At 45.7% G+C, this 15,621-nt stretch carries 11 protein-coding genes and 1 pseudogene; 8 read left to right on the forward strand and 4 right to left on the reverse strand.

Annotated elements, in window-relative coordinates:
* The first annotated feature begins 67 nt into the window (after positions 1 to 67).
* Positions 68 to 3,775 carry a PAS domain S-box protein gene (locus tag QUA53_RS05625; RefSeq protein ID WP_333095458.1) on the forward strand — a complete coding sequence of 1,236 codons (3,708 nt, stop codon included), beginning with the start codon at positions 68 to 70 and terminating at the stop codon, positions 3,773 to 3,775.
* 4 nt (positions 3,776 to 3,779) lie between these two features.
* Entirely contained in the window at positions 3,780 to 4,898 is a 1,119-nt protein-coding gene (locus tag QUA53_RS05630; protein WP_333095457.1) for an ATP-binding protein, read from the forward strand.
* A gap of 14 nt (positions 4,899 to 4,912) precedes the next feature.
* Here QUA53_RS05630 and QUA53_RS05635 read toward each other — a convergent pair whose 3' ends face one another.
* Complete coding sequence (locus QUA53_RS05635) at positions 4,913 to 6,112, reverse strand: FAD-binding oxidoreductase (RefSeq protein WP_333095456.1); 1,200 nt, start codon at positions 6,110 to 6,112, stop codon at positions 4,913 to 4,915.
* 212 nt (positions 6,113 to 6,324) lie between these two features.
* On the opposite strand from QUA53_RS05635, the gene QUA53_RS05640 reads away from it, so the two are divergent.
* Both QUA53_RS05640 and QUA53_RS05645 read left to right on the forward strand, forming a co-directional pair.
* Positions 6,325 to 6,603: a hypothetical protein gene (locus QUA53_RS05640; protein ID WP_333070811.1), complete on the forward strand. Its 279-nt coding sequence runs from the start codon at positions 6,325 to 6,327 to the stop codon at positions 6,601 to 6,603.
* A gap of 51 nt (positions 6,604 to 6,654) precedes the next feature.
* Positions 6,655 to 7,194 carry a DUF2231 domain-containing protein gene (locus QUA53_RS05645; protein ID WP_333070813.1) on the forward strand — a complete coding sequence of 180 codons (540 nt, stop codon included), beginning with the start codon at positions 6,655 to 6,657 and terminating at the stop codon, positions 7,192 to 7,194.
* A gap of 67 nt (positions 7,195 to 7,261) precedes the next feature.
* On the opposite strand, the gene cutA is transcribed toward QUA53_RS05645, so the two are convergent.
* The 3 genes from cutA to QUA53_RS05660 all read right to left on the reverse strand — a co-directional run bounded on the left by cutA (position 7,262) and on the right by QUA53_RS05660 (position 11,518).
* Positions 7,262 to 7,582, reverse strand: coding sequence for a divalent-cation tolerance protein CutA (cutA, locus tag QUA53_RS05650; protein WP_333095455.1), 321 nt, complete (start codon positions 7,580 to 7,582; stop codon positions 7,262 to 7,264).
* Positions 7,583 to 7,855: 273 nt separating this feature from the next.
* Entirely contained in the window at positions 7,856 to 8,755 is a 900-nt protein-coding gene (locus QUA53_RS05655) for a pentapeptide repeat-containing protein (protein WP_333095454.1), read from the reverse strand.
* 252 nt (positions 8,756 to 9,007) lie between these two features.
* The gene (locus QUA53_RS05660) at positions 9,008 to 11,518 is read right to left on the reverse strand and encodes a VIT domain-containing protein (RefSeq protein WP_333095453.1); all 2,511 of its coding nucleotides are present in this window, start codon (positions 11,516 to 11,518) and stop codon (positions 9,008 to 9,010) included.
* A 371-nt stretch (positions 11,519 to 11,889) separates the two neighbouring features.
* Here QUA53_RS05660 and QUA53_RS05665 point away from each other — a divergent pair.
* The 4 genes and pseudogenes from QUA53_RS05665 to QUA53_RS05680 all read left to right on the forward strand — a co-directional run.
* Positions 11,890 to 12,534, forward strand: a pseudogene (locus QUA53_RS05665) (Rpn family recombination-promoting nuclease/putative transposase); the annotation flags it as partial.
* 75 nt (positions 12,535 to 12,609) lie between these two features.
* Complete coding sequence (locus tag QUA53_RS05670; protein ID WP_333248736.1) at positions 12,610 to 12,801, forward strand: DUF4351 domain-containing protein; 192 nt, start codon at positions 12,610 to 12,612, stop codon at positions 12,799 to 12,801.
* A 106-nt stretch (positions 12,802 to 12,907) separates the two neighbouring features.
* Positions 12,908 to 14,566 (forward strand): CTP synthase, encoded by a 1,659-nt coding sequence (locus tag QUA53_RS05675; protein ID WP_333095452.1) that lies wholly within the window; start codon positions 12,908 to 12,910, stop codon positions 14,564 to 14,566.
* A gap of 456 nt (positions 14,567 to 15,022) precedes the next feature.
* Positions 15,023 to 15,445 carry a hypothetical protein gene (locus tag QUA53_RS05680; protein WP_333095449.1) on the forward strand — a complete coding sequence of 141 codons (423 nt, stop codon included), beginning with the start codon at positions 15,023 to 15,025 and terminating at the stop codon, positions 15,443 to 15,445.
* Positions 15,446 to 15,621 lie beyond the last annotated feature (176 nt).

The following is a 15,621-nucleotide window of genomic DNA, read 5'->3' on the forward strand; positions in this document are numbered from 1 at the left end:
TAAGTCCTCTGGCTGATGACTAAAAGTATTGCTAAAGTTAATTAACAATTCTTTTTGACCAAGACTAATGCAACTTGCTAATTTGTCGGCCAATTTACGATCGCCCGACGAAGCTGTCGATCGCCACCCGGCAACGGTTGGGTCCTCAACTTCGCTCGCAGAGGCGATCGCCCTGATGCGTCGGACGAGCTACCCTTGTCCAATGCCTAATTCACCTGCATTTCACGACTCAAACGAAACTGTACAAGCATCGATTAATTGCGTCTTAGTTGTCGATGAAAATCAGCTAGTCGGACTGCTAAGCCCGGAAGATGTGCTGAACTTAGCCGCCTCCGAATACGGATGGCAAGGCATGAAAGTTGCCGAGGCAATGACGCGGAATTTAATTGTCTTACAAGAATCAGAATTTACAGATCTTACTACCGCATTCAAGCTATTTTGTCAATACTCGATCGATTGCTTGCCAATTGTAGATGAACGGGGTCAGCCAGTAGGTATAGTTAGCGAAAAAAGGATTCGCCCAGCAATGTATAGCTGGATCGAGGCACTGCATCAAGAAGTGGCAAAACTCCAGGAACAATGCGAACTGTTAGAGGGCAATTGTGAACTCGAAAAAGTCAGCGATCGCCAAAATGCCGAAAATGCCATGCGGCAAAGCGAGGCGCGCTACCTGGCGATTGTGGAAGACCAAACCGAACTGATTTGCCGCTACCTCCCAGACGGTAAAATAACTTTTGTCAATCAAGCTTACTGCCGTTATTTCGGCCTGCAGGCGTTCGACTTACTCGGCAAATGCTTCATGTCCCTGCTGCCAGAAGCAGACCGAGAAATTTTTCAACAGCAATATACTTCTGTGTCTCCCGACAACCCTATTTTTACCTGCGAGCACCAAGTAATTTTGCCGAGCGGGGAAATTCGCTGGCACCAGTGGATCGATCGGGCGATATTCGACGAGAGCGGACAAATCGTCGAGTATCAAGCTGCAGGCAGGGATGTCACGGATCGCAAACAAGCAGAAATCGCTTTGCAGCAGCTCAATGCAGAGTTAGAACTGCGAGTGCAGCAGCGGACACAATGGTACGAAATGGCAGTATCGGCCGGCAAAGTGGGGGTTTGGGACTGGAATTTGGAAACCGACGAAATCTATATTGCTCCGTCTTTGAAAGCTTTGTTGGGGTATCAAGACGCAGAGATTCCTAACCGCATGGAAAATTGGGCATCTCACGTTCATCCCGACGATCGAGTTACAGTCGCCCAAGCAGTAAATGCTTATCTAGAGGGTTTAACAGAAATTTATGAAGTAGAACACCGGATGGTGCGTAAAGACGGCAGCACCTGCTGGATACTTGCCCGCGGCAGCGCGATCCGATCGGCTTCTGGCAAGGCTTTCCGCCTGACTGGCACTGACACCGACATTACGGATCGCAAATTGACCGAAGAAAAACTTCAAAACTCCGAAGCCGAACTGCTGGCGCTGTTTAACGCGATGACGGATATTGTCCTGGTTTTCGACGCAAGCGGCCGCTACCTCAAAATCGCCCCCACTGCTCCCCAACTGCTGTACAAACCTGCTCCTGAAGTGCTGGGCAAAACCCTCGCCGAAATCTTCCCAGAAGCGGAAGCTAATTTTGCCCTGGGTCACATTCGCCAAACCTTAGCATCTAGGCAAACTCACAGAGTTGAATACAGCATGGAAATTGGCTGCAAGTTATTCTGGTTTGATGCCACTATTTCGCCGCTGGATCTCGATCGGGTGATGTGGGTCGCCCGAGACATTACCGCTCGCAAACAGGCAGAAGCTGCACTGCAAAAGAGCGAGGAAAAGTTTCGCAACTTATTTGACGATGCTCCGATCGCGATTGGTTTGGCAAGCGTGCGCGACTACCGCACGATCAAAGTGAATGAAGCTCACCGCCAGATGTTGGGCTACAGCGATTCGGAGTTGGCTAGCATGACTTTTACTGAACTCACGCATCCAGAAGATTTACAAGCAGATGTAGAGGAAGTCAAGCAGTTGATCTGCGGCAATATTTCTCGTTTACAAACGGAAAAACGCTTGATTAAGAAGAATGGCGAGCTGATGTGGGCAAACTTGACGGTGACGCTGATCCGCGATCGCGAGGGCATTCCTCTCTACAGCATGGGGGCGATCGAAGATATCAGTTATCGTAAGCGGGCAGAAATGGAATTTCAGCAATTAAAAGAACGCCTGCAATTTTTACTGGCTTCTAATCCTGCAGTAATTTTTACTGCCGCACCCACGGGAGATTTTTGTACTACTTACATTAGCGACAACGTTAAGGCAATCATGGGCTACGATCCCCAAGAACTGTTAGCAGATTCTAAATTTTGGTCGAGCCGGATTCACCCTGAAGAGCGGCTCCAATTTTTAGCAAACTTTTCTAATTTGTCCGAGGGCGAAAATTGCATTTGCGAGTACCGCTTTCTGCACCGAGACGGACTTTACCGCTGGCTGCGGACGGAACTGAAACTATTGGTTGACAGCAGGAGCATTCCGATAGAAATTATTGGTTACGCCGCCGATATCACCAATTCTAAATACGCAGAAATAGCGCTGCAGCAGCAGTTCGAGCGAGAACGGCTCGTCGAGGCGATCGCCCGTCGCGTCCGCCAGTCTTTGCAATTAGAGGAAATTCTCAACACTACGGTTGCCGAACTCCAGCAAGTATTATTAGCCGATCGAGTTTTGGTTTATCAACTTTTACCCAAAACCGGCGGCAGAGTCATTGCTGAAGCGGTGGCAGAAGGATGCAGCCAACTCGTGGATAGATATTTTGGCGAAGAGGTTTTTCCGCCTGAAAGTTATCAGCTTTATTTGCAAGGGCGAATTTCTGCGATCTCTGAACTAGATTCTCCCTTCCTTACAGATTGTGTGGCGGAGTTTATGAAACAGATTGAAGTTAGGGCAAAGTTAGTAGTGCCGATTATTCAGCACAGCGAACTTTGGGGATTGCTGATTGCCCACCAATGCGATCGTCCTCGTGAGTGGCTAGAATGGGAAATCAATTTATTTCACCAGTTGGTGAATCAATTAGCGATCGCTATTCAGCAATCTCTACTTTACCAGCAACTGCAAGCTGAACTGAGCGACCGCAAACAAGCGGAAGCAAATTTGAAAAACTCCCTCAGAGAAAAAGAAATTTTGCTTAAAGAAATTCACCACCGCGTCAAAAACAACCTCTGCGTAGTTGCCAGTCTGTTAGAATTGCAATCGAACACAGTTGCCGACCCGCAAGTAAGCAAAATGTTTGAAGAAAGTCAGAATCGCCTTTATTCTATGGCTCTGATTCACGAAAAACTGTACCGATCGACTAACTTAGCGCAAATTAATTTTGGCGAATATCTTGAAGATTTGGTAAGTAACTTGTTTCACTCTTATAATATTAGCAACAACCAAATTAAGTTGCAGGTATTAGCTAAGCCAATTTCCCTAAATCTTGAAACCGCTACTCCCTGCGGTTTAATTGCCAATGAATTGGTTTCAAATACGCTCAAACACGCTTTTCCTGATGCCACGAGTGGTACAGTTAGTGTAGAATGTTATCAAACTGACGATGGAGAAATCAACCTCTTAGTTAAGGATAACGGCATCGGCTTTCCTCGAAACTTAGATTTTCGGAAAACTAACTCAATGGGCTTTCAAGTTGTCTGTACTTTAACTGAGCAGTTAGAAGGAAGCATCGAACTGTTAACACAAACTGGCACAGCATTTCACCTGAAATTTCATGAATTAAACTACTGCCAAAGGTTTTAAAATTATGGATGTGGCCGAAAAAGCAATTAATATTTTGATTGTCGAAGACGAACTCTTAATTGCTAAAAGTTTAGCCCAAAAATTAGAAAATTTAGGATATCAAATCGCAGGCATTGTCTCTTCAGGAGCCGATGCCATTCATCGCGCCGGCGAATTGGAACCTGATTTAATATTAATGGATATAGTCATCAAAGGCGACATTGACGGCATAGAAACAGCAGTAATAATTAATCAAGAATTAGATATCCCAATTATCTATACAACTGCCTATGCCGACGACGCAACTTTGCAGCGAGCCGAAAATACTGGCTCTTACGGCTACCTCCTCAAACCTTTTAAGCAAAGAGAACTACACGCCACAATCAAGATAGCGCTGAGCAAACATCAAGAAGCAGTTAGTCTAAAAAAAATAATGGCATTAGCCGCAGAAAAAAGCGAAAATAGAGCGCGCTTTATTTCAATGGCTTACCACGATTTAAACACTCCTTTAACTACTATACAGTTATCGGCTGAAATGCTAGAAGATAGCGAATTGAATAAAACCCCCGGAACTACCAATAAAAATGTCGATCGCATTAAAAAAGCCGTCAGTAATATGAGTAGTTTGCTGGAAGATATTTTAATGCTTAGCAAAGCAGAATCAGGTAAAATCTCCTTAAATTTAAATCAGATCAATGCTACGGACTTATGCAAGTCTATTTTAGAAGAACTGCAACCTATCATCACCGACAAACACCTAGTACATTTCCGCAGTCACACAAATCCGCTGCACGCCAATCTCGATGCTAAACTACTGCACCACCTTCTGACTAATCTGCTTTCAAACGCCATTAAATATTCTCCAAACGGTGGCAATATATGTTTAGACTTAAGCTGCAAAAACGAACAAATAATTTTGTGCGTTCGAGATGAGGGAATTGGAATGACACCGGAATATCAAGGAAAACTATTTCAGCAGTTTGAACGGGGTGCTAATGTAGGCAAGATTAAAGGATCGGGTCTGGGACTCTGCATTGTCAAACACATAGTTGACCTGCACGGCGGTACAATAAGCGTGGAAAGTGCGATCGACAAAGGTACTACATTTATTGTCGCGCTGCCTTTTTTAGTCAGTAGTCAGTAGTCATTAGTCATTAGTCATCTATCCTTCTTCCTTCTTCCTTCTGCGATAAATCTATTGGGAGACAAAAGCCCGATCGCCCTATCTTCTTCTCCCCCCGCCGCATTCGCAAATCGCTCAGCCAAAGCAGGTACAATCACCAAAGGATTGCTGAGACCCGAAAAAACGTGCAATCCAGGGCGATCGGCAATCGGCCCTACTACAGGCAAATTATCAGCGCTAAATGCCACACTACACTCGTGCCAAGTTGCCGGTAAACCTGCCAAATCGGGCAAAACCTTGCGGATTCCGGCACGAATTGCCGTTTCGCTGGTTTCGCGATCGACTTTAGCATTCAAATCGCTCAAAGTGCGCGACAATTGCCCGATCCGCAAACTGCCATCATTAAACCCAATTGCACCCGAATCTAAAATCGGCGACAGCAACTCTTTACCAGGTTCATCCCAAAGAAAATCCACCTCAATTCTACTCGATTCAGCTTCCAATTCAAAACGTTTTAATACCGCAGGCATCACCAAAGTCCTGAGTTTCAAATCCACAGGTGCAGTTTCCAAAATCTCGGTGCGAGTAAAATAAACTCCCACAGAAACACCAGCCACCTTCAGCAAACTCCGACTCCAACCTCCAGCACAAACCACAGTATTTTCACAGCGATAAATTCCCTGCGCCGTCTTGACTCCCGAAATCCGGTTTCCCTCTTCTATAAACCCAATTACTTCAGCAAATTCTATAGTTCCTCCCAACCGGAGAAACCCTTGACAATAAGCTTTATTTGTGGCACTCGGCGAAATGTGACCGTGGCGCACAGTCAGAGCTCCGGCGATCGCACTTTTATTCAGCAAAGGTTCCAACTCGCCAGCTTCTGCAACACTCAAAAGCTGCGGAACAATCGCAAAATGCGCGTAATTAGCCGCCACTTTTTCGGCATCATTGCCCGCATCAATTGTCAGCAACAAATCCAACTCGCGAAACTCAGTATCAGCATCTAATTCCGCCGATAAATTGCGGTGGCGTTCGATACCTTCTTGACACAATTGGCGAGTTAAATCAGTCGTCCCCGACCAATAAGCCAAGCCACCATAACTAAAACGAGTAGCATTTTGCATGGCAGCATCTCGTTCCAAAAGCAGCACAACAAAACCTTTTTTGGCCAGTTCGTAACTCAGTGATGCACCTGTAATGCCACCGCCGACAACAATCCAATCGTAACTTTTCATGGGCAACTCAAAGGGAAGGAAAATATCATGCTTAGATTTTAGCTTAGGTTTTTTTCCGAACCAGCCGAAAAACCTCTACCTACAGGAAGAGGCTGCCTGCGATCGGCATAACTGAAACTTCCACCCGTCGGGAGATGTTTGCGTAGAGATATTTTTCGTTCAATAGTAGGAATTAGAGTCAGCAAAAAATTAGAAATACCAGAGAGGTTTTTATGAGTATCGACAAACCAGGCAAAGATATGGAACGCACTGTCAATCCGGGCGATCGCATTTCCGACGAACCGCAAAGCATCGAAGAAAAAGCCCAGCAACTGGCGGTAGACCACGTGCCAGACATCACGGGCGATGTTGTTACAGTTCCAACTTATGTGATCGTAGAAGAACCCGATGGGGAAAAGAAAGCTTTGCACCACGTCAAAGACGCCGACGAAATTTCTGACGTAATTCGGCAGGCCCGCGTTGACGAAAATGGCGAGCGGATTTGGGATTAAGTTCAATCCAATAAAAACGGCTTTTTTGTACAAAATTAATCGCTAGAAATCATGGAAACAAATCAAAGAAATAGTACCCCCTATCCGAATATTCCGCCGATTCTAGAAAGTGACGACAGAGAGTATCGTGACGCCGGCATTACGAGTACGCTTTCAGTTGCAGGCCATCCCATCCACCCCATCATCGTCATCTTTCCGGTCGCCTTTTTAGTAGGAGCCGCGGGCACGGACATCGGTTATTGGCTCACAAGCGATCCGTTTTGGGCGAGAGCTTCGGTTTGGCTGATGGGTGTCGGTTTTGCAGCGGGGATTTTGGCAGCAATCACGGGCTTTTTAGATTTTTTCAAAGTTAAAAGAGTGCGCGAGCGCAGTGCTGGCTGGTTGCACATGGGCGGCAATGTGGCGGTTATGGTACTTACCCTGATTAACCTGGTGTTGCGACAAGGTAATCCGGCTGAGCCGATCGTATATACAGGTTTAGCAATATCGATCGTCGTTGCAACCTTGCTGGGCATTACAGGCTGGTTCGGCGGCGAACTAAGTTTTCGCCACAAAATCGGCGTCATTGGCCCTACCAGTCATAATTCCTAGGTTCCTGACCATTTGTAGTAGGGGCTTTCGTCCCTCTTCATTTGACACTTTAGGACTAAAGTCTTGACTACAAACTTAAAGATTGTCCCAGCCAATTGAGATAAGCATCACTGCCAGCGATAATAGGAATAGCAATAATTTCGGGAACTTCATAGGAATGGAGTTCCTGAACTTTTGTTTTTAAAGCCTCAAATTTAGCCATATCAGTTTTAATCACCAACTGCCACTCTGACCCGGCATGAATCTCGCCTTGCCAAGTATAAATAGAGCGAATTGGCGACAAACTCACACAAGCAGCCAGCTTGTGTTCAACTAAATTTTTAGCGAGATTCTCCGCCTCCGCCTCCGATGCCACAGTTACCAGCACCACCCCAAAATTAACAGTCATAGCGATTTTAGATTTGAGATTAAAGAATTGATTTCAACAGAAAACCTTGAGCGTAATTCTTTGTAGCTACAGGGCAATGCCCTTTCCGGCGAGGATATCTACCACTTTTAATAATTCTAGTTACCGGATTTAATCGATCGTGTCGCATCTAAATTTTACAGTCAAGTTGGAGGAAATTATTGGGGGGAGTAGGGGTTGGGCGGGATGCCCGCTCAAAAACCCAATTCAGATACGCAATTACCAATTCCCCACTTCCAAATTCCCCCTTTCCCATTACCCATTTTTAATTTCCGTCACTTCCCAAGAATTGACTCTGCCAGCCCCAGCTAAAGAAAAATAGCGCCTAGTAGATTCCGGCAAAATAGCTCCCGCCAACAAAGCATTATCTAAATTAGCTCCTACTAACGTCGCCTCGCTCAAATCTGCAGCCATCAAATCAGCTTGACACAACTTTGCCCAATTCAGATTTGCCCCTCTCAAACAACTTCCCCTCAACTTAGCGCCGGTTAAGTTTGCACCCGCCAACTTCACCCCACGCAACTGAGCCGCGCTGAAATTCGCCCCCACCAAATTCGAGCCTTCCAAATTAGCTCCCATGAGTTTAGCTTCGCTCACGTTAATGCCGCTTAAATCTACACCGCAGAGATTCACCCCTGTCAACTGCGCTCGCCGCAGACTGACTCCGGTTAATTGAGCTCCAAAAAGTTTTGCACTATTGAGCCTTGCACCGTAAAGGTTGGCCCAGTTAAAATTAGCTGCCGTCAGATTCGCGCCCAGCAAGTTAACTAATTGCAAGTCGGCGCTGCACAAATTAGCATTCCACAATACAGCGCCCCGCAGGTTTGCGCTAGTTAAAGTTGCGCCGCTTAACCTTACTCTGGGCAATTTTGCTTTTACCAAAAAAGCTCCACTCAAATTAGCTTTTGTCAAATCTGCACCTGAAAGTTGGGTTTCGCCCATTTTGGCAAAAGTCAGATTTGTTCTTTGCATCTGTGCATCGTTGAGTGTTGCTTTGGTGAGAAACGCCCTGCTGAGGTTCGCCCCGGAAAGATTAGCTTGCGAAAGGTTGACTCCGATTAAGATTGCTCCGCTGAGGTTTTTCCCGCTGAGATCGGCTCCAGTAAAGTCTCTTTGTCCTTTTTCGTAATTGTTGAGCAGTTCACTAACTTCCATAGGGCATCATACCTTCTATGATTGGGGGTTTCGATCCAGAAATCTTTACTGTTAAGGTTGTTTCAGAAAGGAAACTGTTTCAGAAAGGAAACTGTTTTAGCGTTTGCCTCAAACGGTATAAATTTCATTAACATCACTTTCTGTTTAAAGGCAATCTCTTAATAAAGATTTTATATCTTCCACGGGGTAGCGATCGCGCTTTCGGTATTTTTGAAGTAAAAGTTAATGTTTCTTGATATAGATAGTCATTGCTTAAGGATCGACCGTAATTCGCAACTTCAGGCGCAGCGTGCCTTTGAACCCTGCAGGAGGTTGCCAGGAACTCAGGGATCTCTTGAGAGTCTCTACGGCGTCTGTTGCTTGCAGCGTCGAGGTTTGAGTATCTATCGCCACTCGGGCAACACGGCCGTCTTGTACCGATAACTCCCACACCGTTTCACCGCTAACCCCCGCCGGGAGATTAAGCGATTGCAGGTATTGAGTCAAAGCGGCGATCGCCCCGGCATCCAACCCTTCGGCGCTAACTACTTGGATGCGATAAGCCAAAGGCTTCGGGGCTGGCAACTCACCGTAAGTTCGCTGCCGCGGCATAGCAGGAGGTGGACTCACAGGTGCCGAGTGGCGATTCGAGGTAATGCTGGGAGAGCCGCCTCTAGTTGGCTCAGCCGCCTCGGACTCGAAAATACCCTCATAGCTGACACCCTGCGGTAATTCCACAGGCACTTGCACGCGGTGACGAGATCCATCAGGTTCGACTCGCACTTCTTCGCTCACAGCCACAAAAGCCGTGTATTCCGACAGCAAGCGATAAGTCAGAGCAGTATTAGTCACAGCTTCCACCAGAGATTTAGTCTCACCACCAAACATTTGATTCATTAAATCTTTAATGCGCGATCGCCCCCAAAGTTGAGCTACCGCGGGATTGCCAAAATCCGTAGCGCCTGCTGCGACTGAAGTTGACTCCCGCTGCCGCCCGCCAGATTTAGCAAAATTAACAGGTAAAACTTGCTCGTAAGCTTTGCCACCTGCAAGAGTGCCGCGGATGCGAAGTTGGCCGGGGGATCGATCGGTCTTTTTGCCAAACAAAACCAGTGGCTGACTCGCAAACAAGTCTGGGGGTGCGATCGGATAAATCTGCGGTTTTTCCCCCATGCCTTCCCAACTAATTTGAATATTAGTCAATACCGGACTATTAATTTCACGAAAAAACTTTTCTGCCGCTTCTGCCGACGGTTCATCTTGACGAATTACCTGAGACGTGCCTCTTCCCATTTCCGCCAAACGGTTAATCAAAAACCGATTCACAGAACCGCCGACACCAAAACTATAAAGTCGATTTCCCGGTTTCAGACTCCGCTGAACCAGAGCCAGCACTTCATTTTCATTACCAATGTAACCGTCAGTAATTAGTACAATACTCCGCAGCCTTCCCGTTGCCGCCGCCGGAAAATTCATAACTGTTTGAATACCGTTAAGCAGTTCAGTGCCCCCGTTAGCCTGCAACTTTTCGATATAATTAATTGCTTTTTGTCGATTTTCGGTAGTATTTGCTAAAGGAGTTGTTGAAAGCGCTTGTGCAGTGTTTGCAAAATCAATAATAGTAAAAGTATCGTTGGGATTCAGCCCTTGAATGAAGCGGCGCATCAACTCCTTAGATTTTGCCAGCGGTTCGCCCTGTTGAGAACCGGAAGTATCCATCATAAACACGACATCTTTGGGTACAATTTCATTAGTTTTGTAGTTTAAAGCCGGAATCAAATAAGTAGCAAAATGACCGCCCCGCTTGTCTGATTGAGTCAAAATAGTTGCGCGAGTATTTTCGCCCGCGACTCGATAGCGCAGAATTAAATCTTTATTGGGAATTGTGTCAGAATTGGCTAATTGGACTTGTACAATATTGCCGCTGCGGTCAGTTGTAATTTGATGGGAAGTAGAGCGGACATCGCCGATCGCAACTCCGGCATCTATTTCTACCGAAACAGCGATATTGTGACCCGATCGTGTTCCCGGAGGCAAAACAGGCGGGTTAATGCGATCGGCACCAGAACTATAGCCCCCCCTTGCTAAGGGGGGGTTGGGGGGGATCGTATTTCCCGAAATATAGCGCGGCCCTACCACCATTGGAAACACAAATTCGTAATCGCCGCCGGCAAACTTGAGACTTTCGGTGTAGCGAATCGTAACTTCAATTTTTTCTCCCGGTTTGATATTAGCGAGAGACTGAGTAAAAATATTGTCACGTTCTTGTTCCAACAAACCAGCAGTCCGGCCTTGCTTTCTGGCTCGTTCGTAAATTTCCAAAGCTTCCTCGCGCAGTTTGATATCAGCTTTAATAATTCGTGAGCCTATTTTAATTTCCATATCGTCCACTGCCGCTTCGTCGGGCAAAGGAAATATATAAACAGCTTCTATAGGTTCGGGAAAAGGATTTTCAAACTTCTGAACAACTTCTACGCGGGAGATATTGCCAGCAATTTTGGCTTTAACTTCAGTCTGCTTGAGAGGAAAGACTTGTTCTTGAGTCGTATTGGGAGTTTTGACGAACAAACCGCCTACTCGACAGCTAGTTTCGGGCGATCGCGCCCCATTGCAATTAACATCGTTACTAGCGAGGATTTTCGGCGACACAGACGAATAATTTTCCCCAGGAGCTTTTGCCCGCGCCGCATTTGGAGCGAGCCACGCGCCACACTCGATCGCAGCGAGCAATGCGATACCAGCAGAAAGCAACCGTTGAGTGGATAGAACGCAGACAAACTTCATAGCTGTTTTTTTTAGCAGACTTGAGGTGCTATGTTTACCATGACTTTACGCTTCGCGAAACGTTCCTGAGTTAGCTTTCTGGGAAAAATCACCAAGGGCGTAGGGCTGATTTTAGATTTTACGTTGACTCACCTAGGGGCGGACTGGGCGCTGGAACTTTTGTCGAAGCCATGATTGCTCAGGGCGACTGCTGTCGGGCGCACGATCCCTATTTGGGTGATGTCGGTTGGGGCGATCGTCCGCGACTCCAACCTAGAAAATTGTATGATAGTTAAATAATTAAATAACTCTAACCTCAACCTCTCAAGCTCTAATAAATTGAAAAAGCCATGAATTTTATTAACCCCAAAACCGACTTTGCCTTTTAAAAAATCTTCCGCTCTGCTGACAGCAAAGATATTTTGATTAGCTTCTTAAATCCCATCCTCTACGAAGCGCAGCCAGTCATCGAATATTTAGAAATTCTTGACCCTTATTTAGCTACCAAAATTAAAGGATTCAAAGATACTTACTTGGATGTCAAAGCTAAAATTAGTGGTAGCAAAACTGCGATCATTGAAATGCAGGTATTGAATGTAGAATCCTTTGAAAAACGAATTTTTACAATGCTACAAAAGCTTACTCAGTGCAATTGAAAAGCGGAGAAAACTACAACCTATTAAATCCCGTGATTGCCTTGACGATTACAGATTTCCCAATGTTTGAGCATCTGGACACAGTAATTTCGCGGTTTTGTATCAAAGAAAAAAAAATTGGTCAATTATTTGGCGGATGAATTAGAATTTGTTTTTGTTGAGTTGCCCAAATTTGACAAGACTTTAGCAGAATTAGAGACTCTGACTGATAAGTGGATATATTTCATGAAAACAGCTCGGACGTTAAGGTCTGTGCCGGAAGAGTTGGGAAATGTACCGGAACTCCGCAAAGCTTTTACAATTGCCAATGAAGCAAATCTCGATCCTGATGAATTGGAAGATTTAGAAAGGCGAGAAATTTTTATTCAAGACCAGCACGGTGCAATTACCAAAGCTACCAGAATCGGGATAGAACAAGGAATCAGACAAGGCATCGAACAAGGCATCGAACAAGGCATCCGACAAGGAAAAGTGACATTAATTGTTCGTCAGTTGGAGCGCAGTGTCGGCGTGCTGTCGCCGGAGATCAAAACCAGCATCGCTGAGTTATCCGCTCAGCAATTAGAGAATCTAGGAGAGGAACTATTAGACTTTGCCAGTGTGTCAGATTTGACAACTTGGTTGCAAGCACATAACAATCGTCAATAATTTGGTCAAATGGGTGTAGGGGCCATCCCCCGTGGTTGCCCTTATGGATTACCTATGTCACATTTGAGTCTGACCTGACATTGAAACATCTAAAGTCGAAAATCCTATGAGCAAATTTGTGTTTGTGACTGGCGGCGTGGTTTCCAGCATCGGCAAGGGAATTGTCGGTGCTTCCTTGGGCCGCCTATTGAAGTCGCGGGACTATTCAGTCTCGATTTTGAAGCTAGACCCCTATATTAACGTTGACCCCGGCACTCTGAGCCCGTTTCAGCACGGAGAAGTCTTCGTCACACAAGACGGTGCGGAAACTGACCTGGATTTGGGACACTACGAGCGTTTTACCGATACTTCCATGTCGCGCCTCAACAGCGTCACCACGGGTTCCATTTATCAAGCGGTGATCAACAAAGAACGCCGCGGTGAGTATCAAGGGAGCACGGTGCAGGTGATTCCGCACATCACTAACGAGATTAAAGAGCGAATTCATCGGGTAGCAAAAAATACTAATCCCGATGTCGTGATTACGGAAATCGGCGGAACGGTGGGAGATATTGAATCTTTGCCGTTTTTGGAGGCAATTCGCCAGTTTCGCAAGGATGTCGGCCGGCAAAATGTTGTGTATATGCACGTCACGCTGATACCTTGGATTCCTTCGGCTGGGGAGATGAAAACTAAACCGACTCAGCATTCGGTGAAGGAATTGCGGTCGATCGGCATTCAACCAGATATTTTAGTCTGTCGGTGCGATCGCCCGCTGTCTTTGGGCATGAAACAGAAATTGTCCGAATTCTGCAACGTACCCGAAGAATGTGTCATCACATCTCAAGATGCTAAAAGTATCTACGAAGTACCCCTGATGATGGAAGAGGAGGGTTTAGCCCAACAAACGCTCAATTTGCTGCAACTCGAACATCGCCAGCCAGATTTGCATCAGTGGCAAACTTTAGTCAACAGGCTTTACAGTCCCAATCACAAAATTGATATTGCTTTAGTTGGCAAATACGTGCGGTTAAACGATGCTTATCTTTCGGTGGTCGAAGCTTTGCGGCACGCGGCAATTGCGATCGGCTGCGACCTGAATTTGCACTGGATTAACTCAGAAGATTTAGAATCGGGAAACCTCGATAATTATCTCAAAGATATCAACGGCATTCTTGTACCGGGAGGTTTTGGGGTTCGGGGAGTTGACGGCAAAATAGCGGCGATCGAATATGCTAAACACCATAAAATACCCTTTTTGGGATTGTGTTTGGGGATGCAGTGTGCTGTGATTGAATGGGCGCGCAACAACGCCCAACTAAAGGATGCCAACAGCGCTGAATTTAACCCGGATACAGCAAATCCGGTAATTAATTTATTGCCAGAACAGCAAGATGTAGTCGATTTGGGCGGTACAATGCGACTGGGTTTGTATCCGTGCCGCGTCAACCCAGACACCCTAGCTTTCAAACTTTATCAGAAAGAAGTGATTTACGAACGGCACCGCCATCGGTACGAATTCAACAACGCCTACCGCAATCTTTTCTTAGAATCAGGTTATGCAGTCTCCGGTACATCTCCAGACGGCCGATTAGTAGAAATGATCGAATTGCCGAACCATCCCTTTTTCATAGCCAGTCAATTTCACCCCGAATTCCAATCTCGACCTAGCGCCCCCCACCCATTGTTTCAAGGGTTTATCCAGGCCGCTAGCATCCAGGGAAAGCAGGATGTTTTAGAAGATGAGGGTCGCGGCTTGGTTGCCGAGAAAGTTGCAGCAAACTGATCTCGTATCATGTGCGATCGATTAGTTCTGATATATTAGATGTCTGTAGGGGCGGGTGAGAGTACACAATAGTCAAATCAGGCAGACAATCACCCGCCCAACCCAACAATCGGATTTGATTCGGGTCCCACTTACCGGACATGATATCGGGCAGCATTCTCAACCAGTGAAAAACCTCATCCCCCAGCCCTAACATAGGGATTGGGGGGCTAGTACCCGAAGGGAGAAGGCAAAAGGCAGAAGGCAGAAGGTAAAAATGCTGATATTTTTACTTAACTTTTTAGCTTTGATTTCAAGGGCGATACCAGTTTCCCAAAAAAATGCAACTTTAGGCACGTTCCCAATCCCGATAGTCATCAGTCATGCCCAATCTAAAATCTAAAATCTAAAATCTAAAATGGTATGAGTTGTCAAACTATCCTAAAATACCAGGAAACACAGGTTTGAGGAGGCTTTGTGGCTTATTGGAGCAAAATTACTTATGAGAAAAGTACATACATAATTGACCTTGACACTATTAGTGCTTTTTCTAGCGAACTGGATAACAAGCGTCTCACCTTTTGGCTGCCTAATAGCAGTCAGCCGATTATCCTCAATCCCCAAGGCAATTATGAGGCTTACAAGCAAGTTCTCGATTACCTCAAAAAAACCATCGATCGCAATTCTAGAGGTTCGTGGATTAAAATTCATTATGACCGCAAAGAATTTGCGATCGATATGAGTCGAATTAGCTCTTTTGCTTGCGAACAAAACGGTCGGCTAAGCTTTTGCCTGCCAGACAGCGCAACTAACATTATTATCCTGCGCCAAAGCAACCCGGACGCTTATCAAGAAATTCAGGACTACATTAAAAAGACGACTGGACAATCACTGCCATGAAGAAGTTATTAGTCATTAGTCATTGGTCATTAGTCCTTAGTTAGAAGCACTAACAATGAAAGATGAAGGAGACTATGTTTAGTAACTCCTCACATTCATTTTATTTTTTTTTAGCTAAAGTGCTTAGGTTGCATCCTAATTTTAGATATGAAAAAAGCGCAGTAAAATGCGCTGAG

Origin of the sequence: Microcoleus sp. Pol12B3, from assembly GCF_036701355.1 — a bacterium.
In the GTDB taxonomy this organism is placed as follows: domain Bacteria; phylum Cyanobacteriota; class Cyanobacteriia; order Cyanobacteriales; family Microcoleaceae; genus Microcoleus.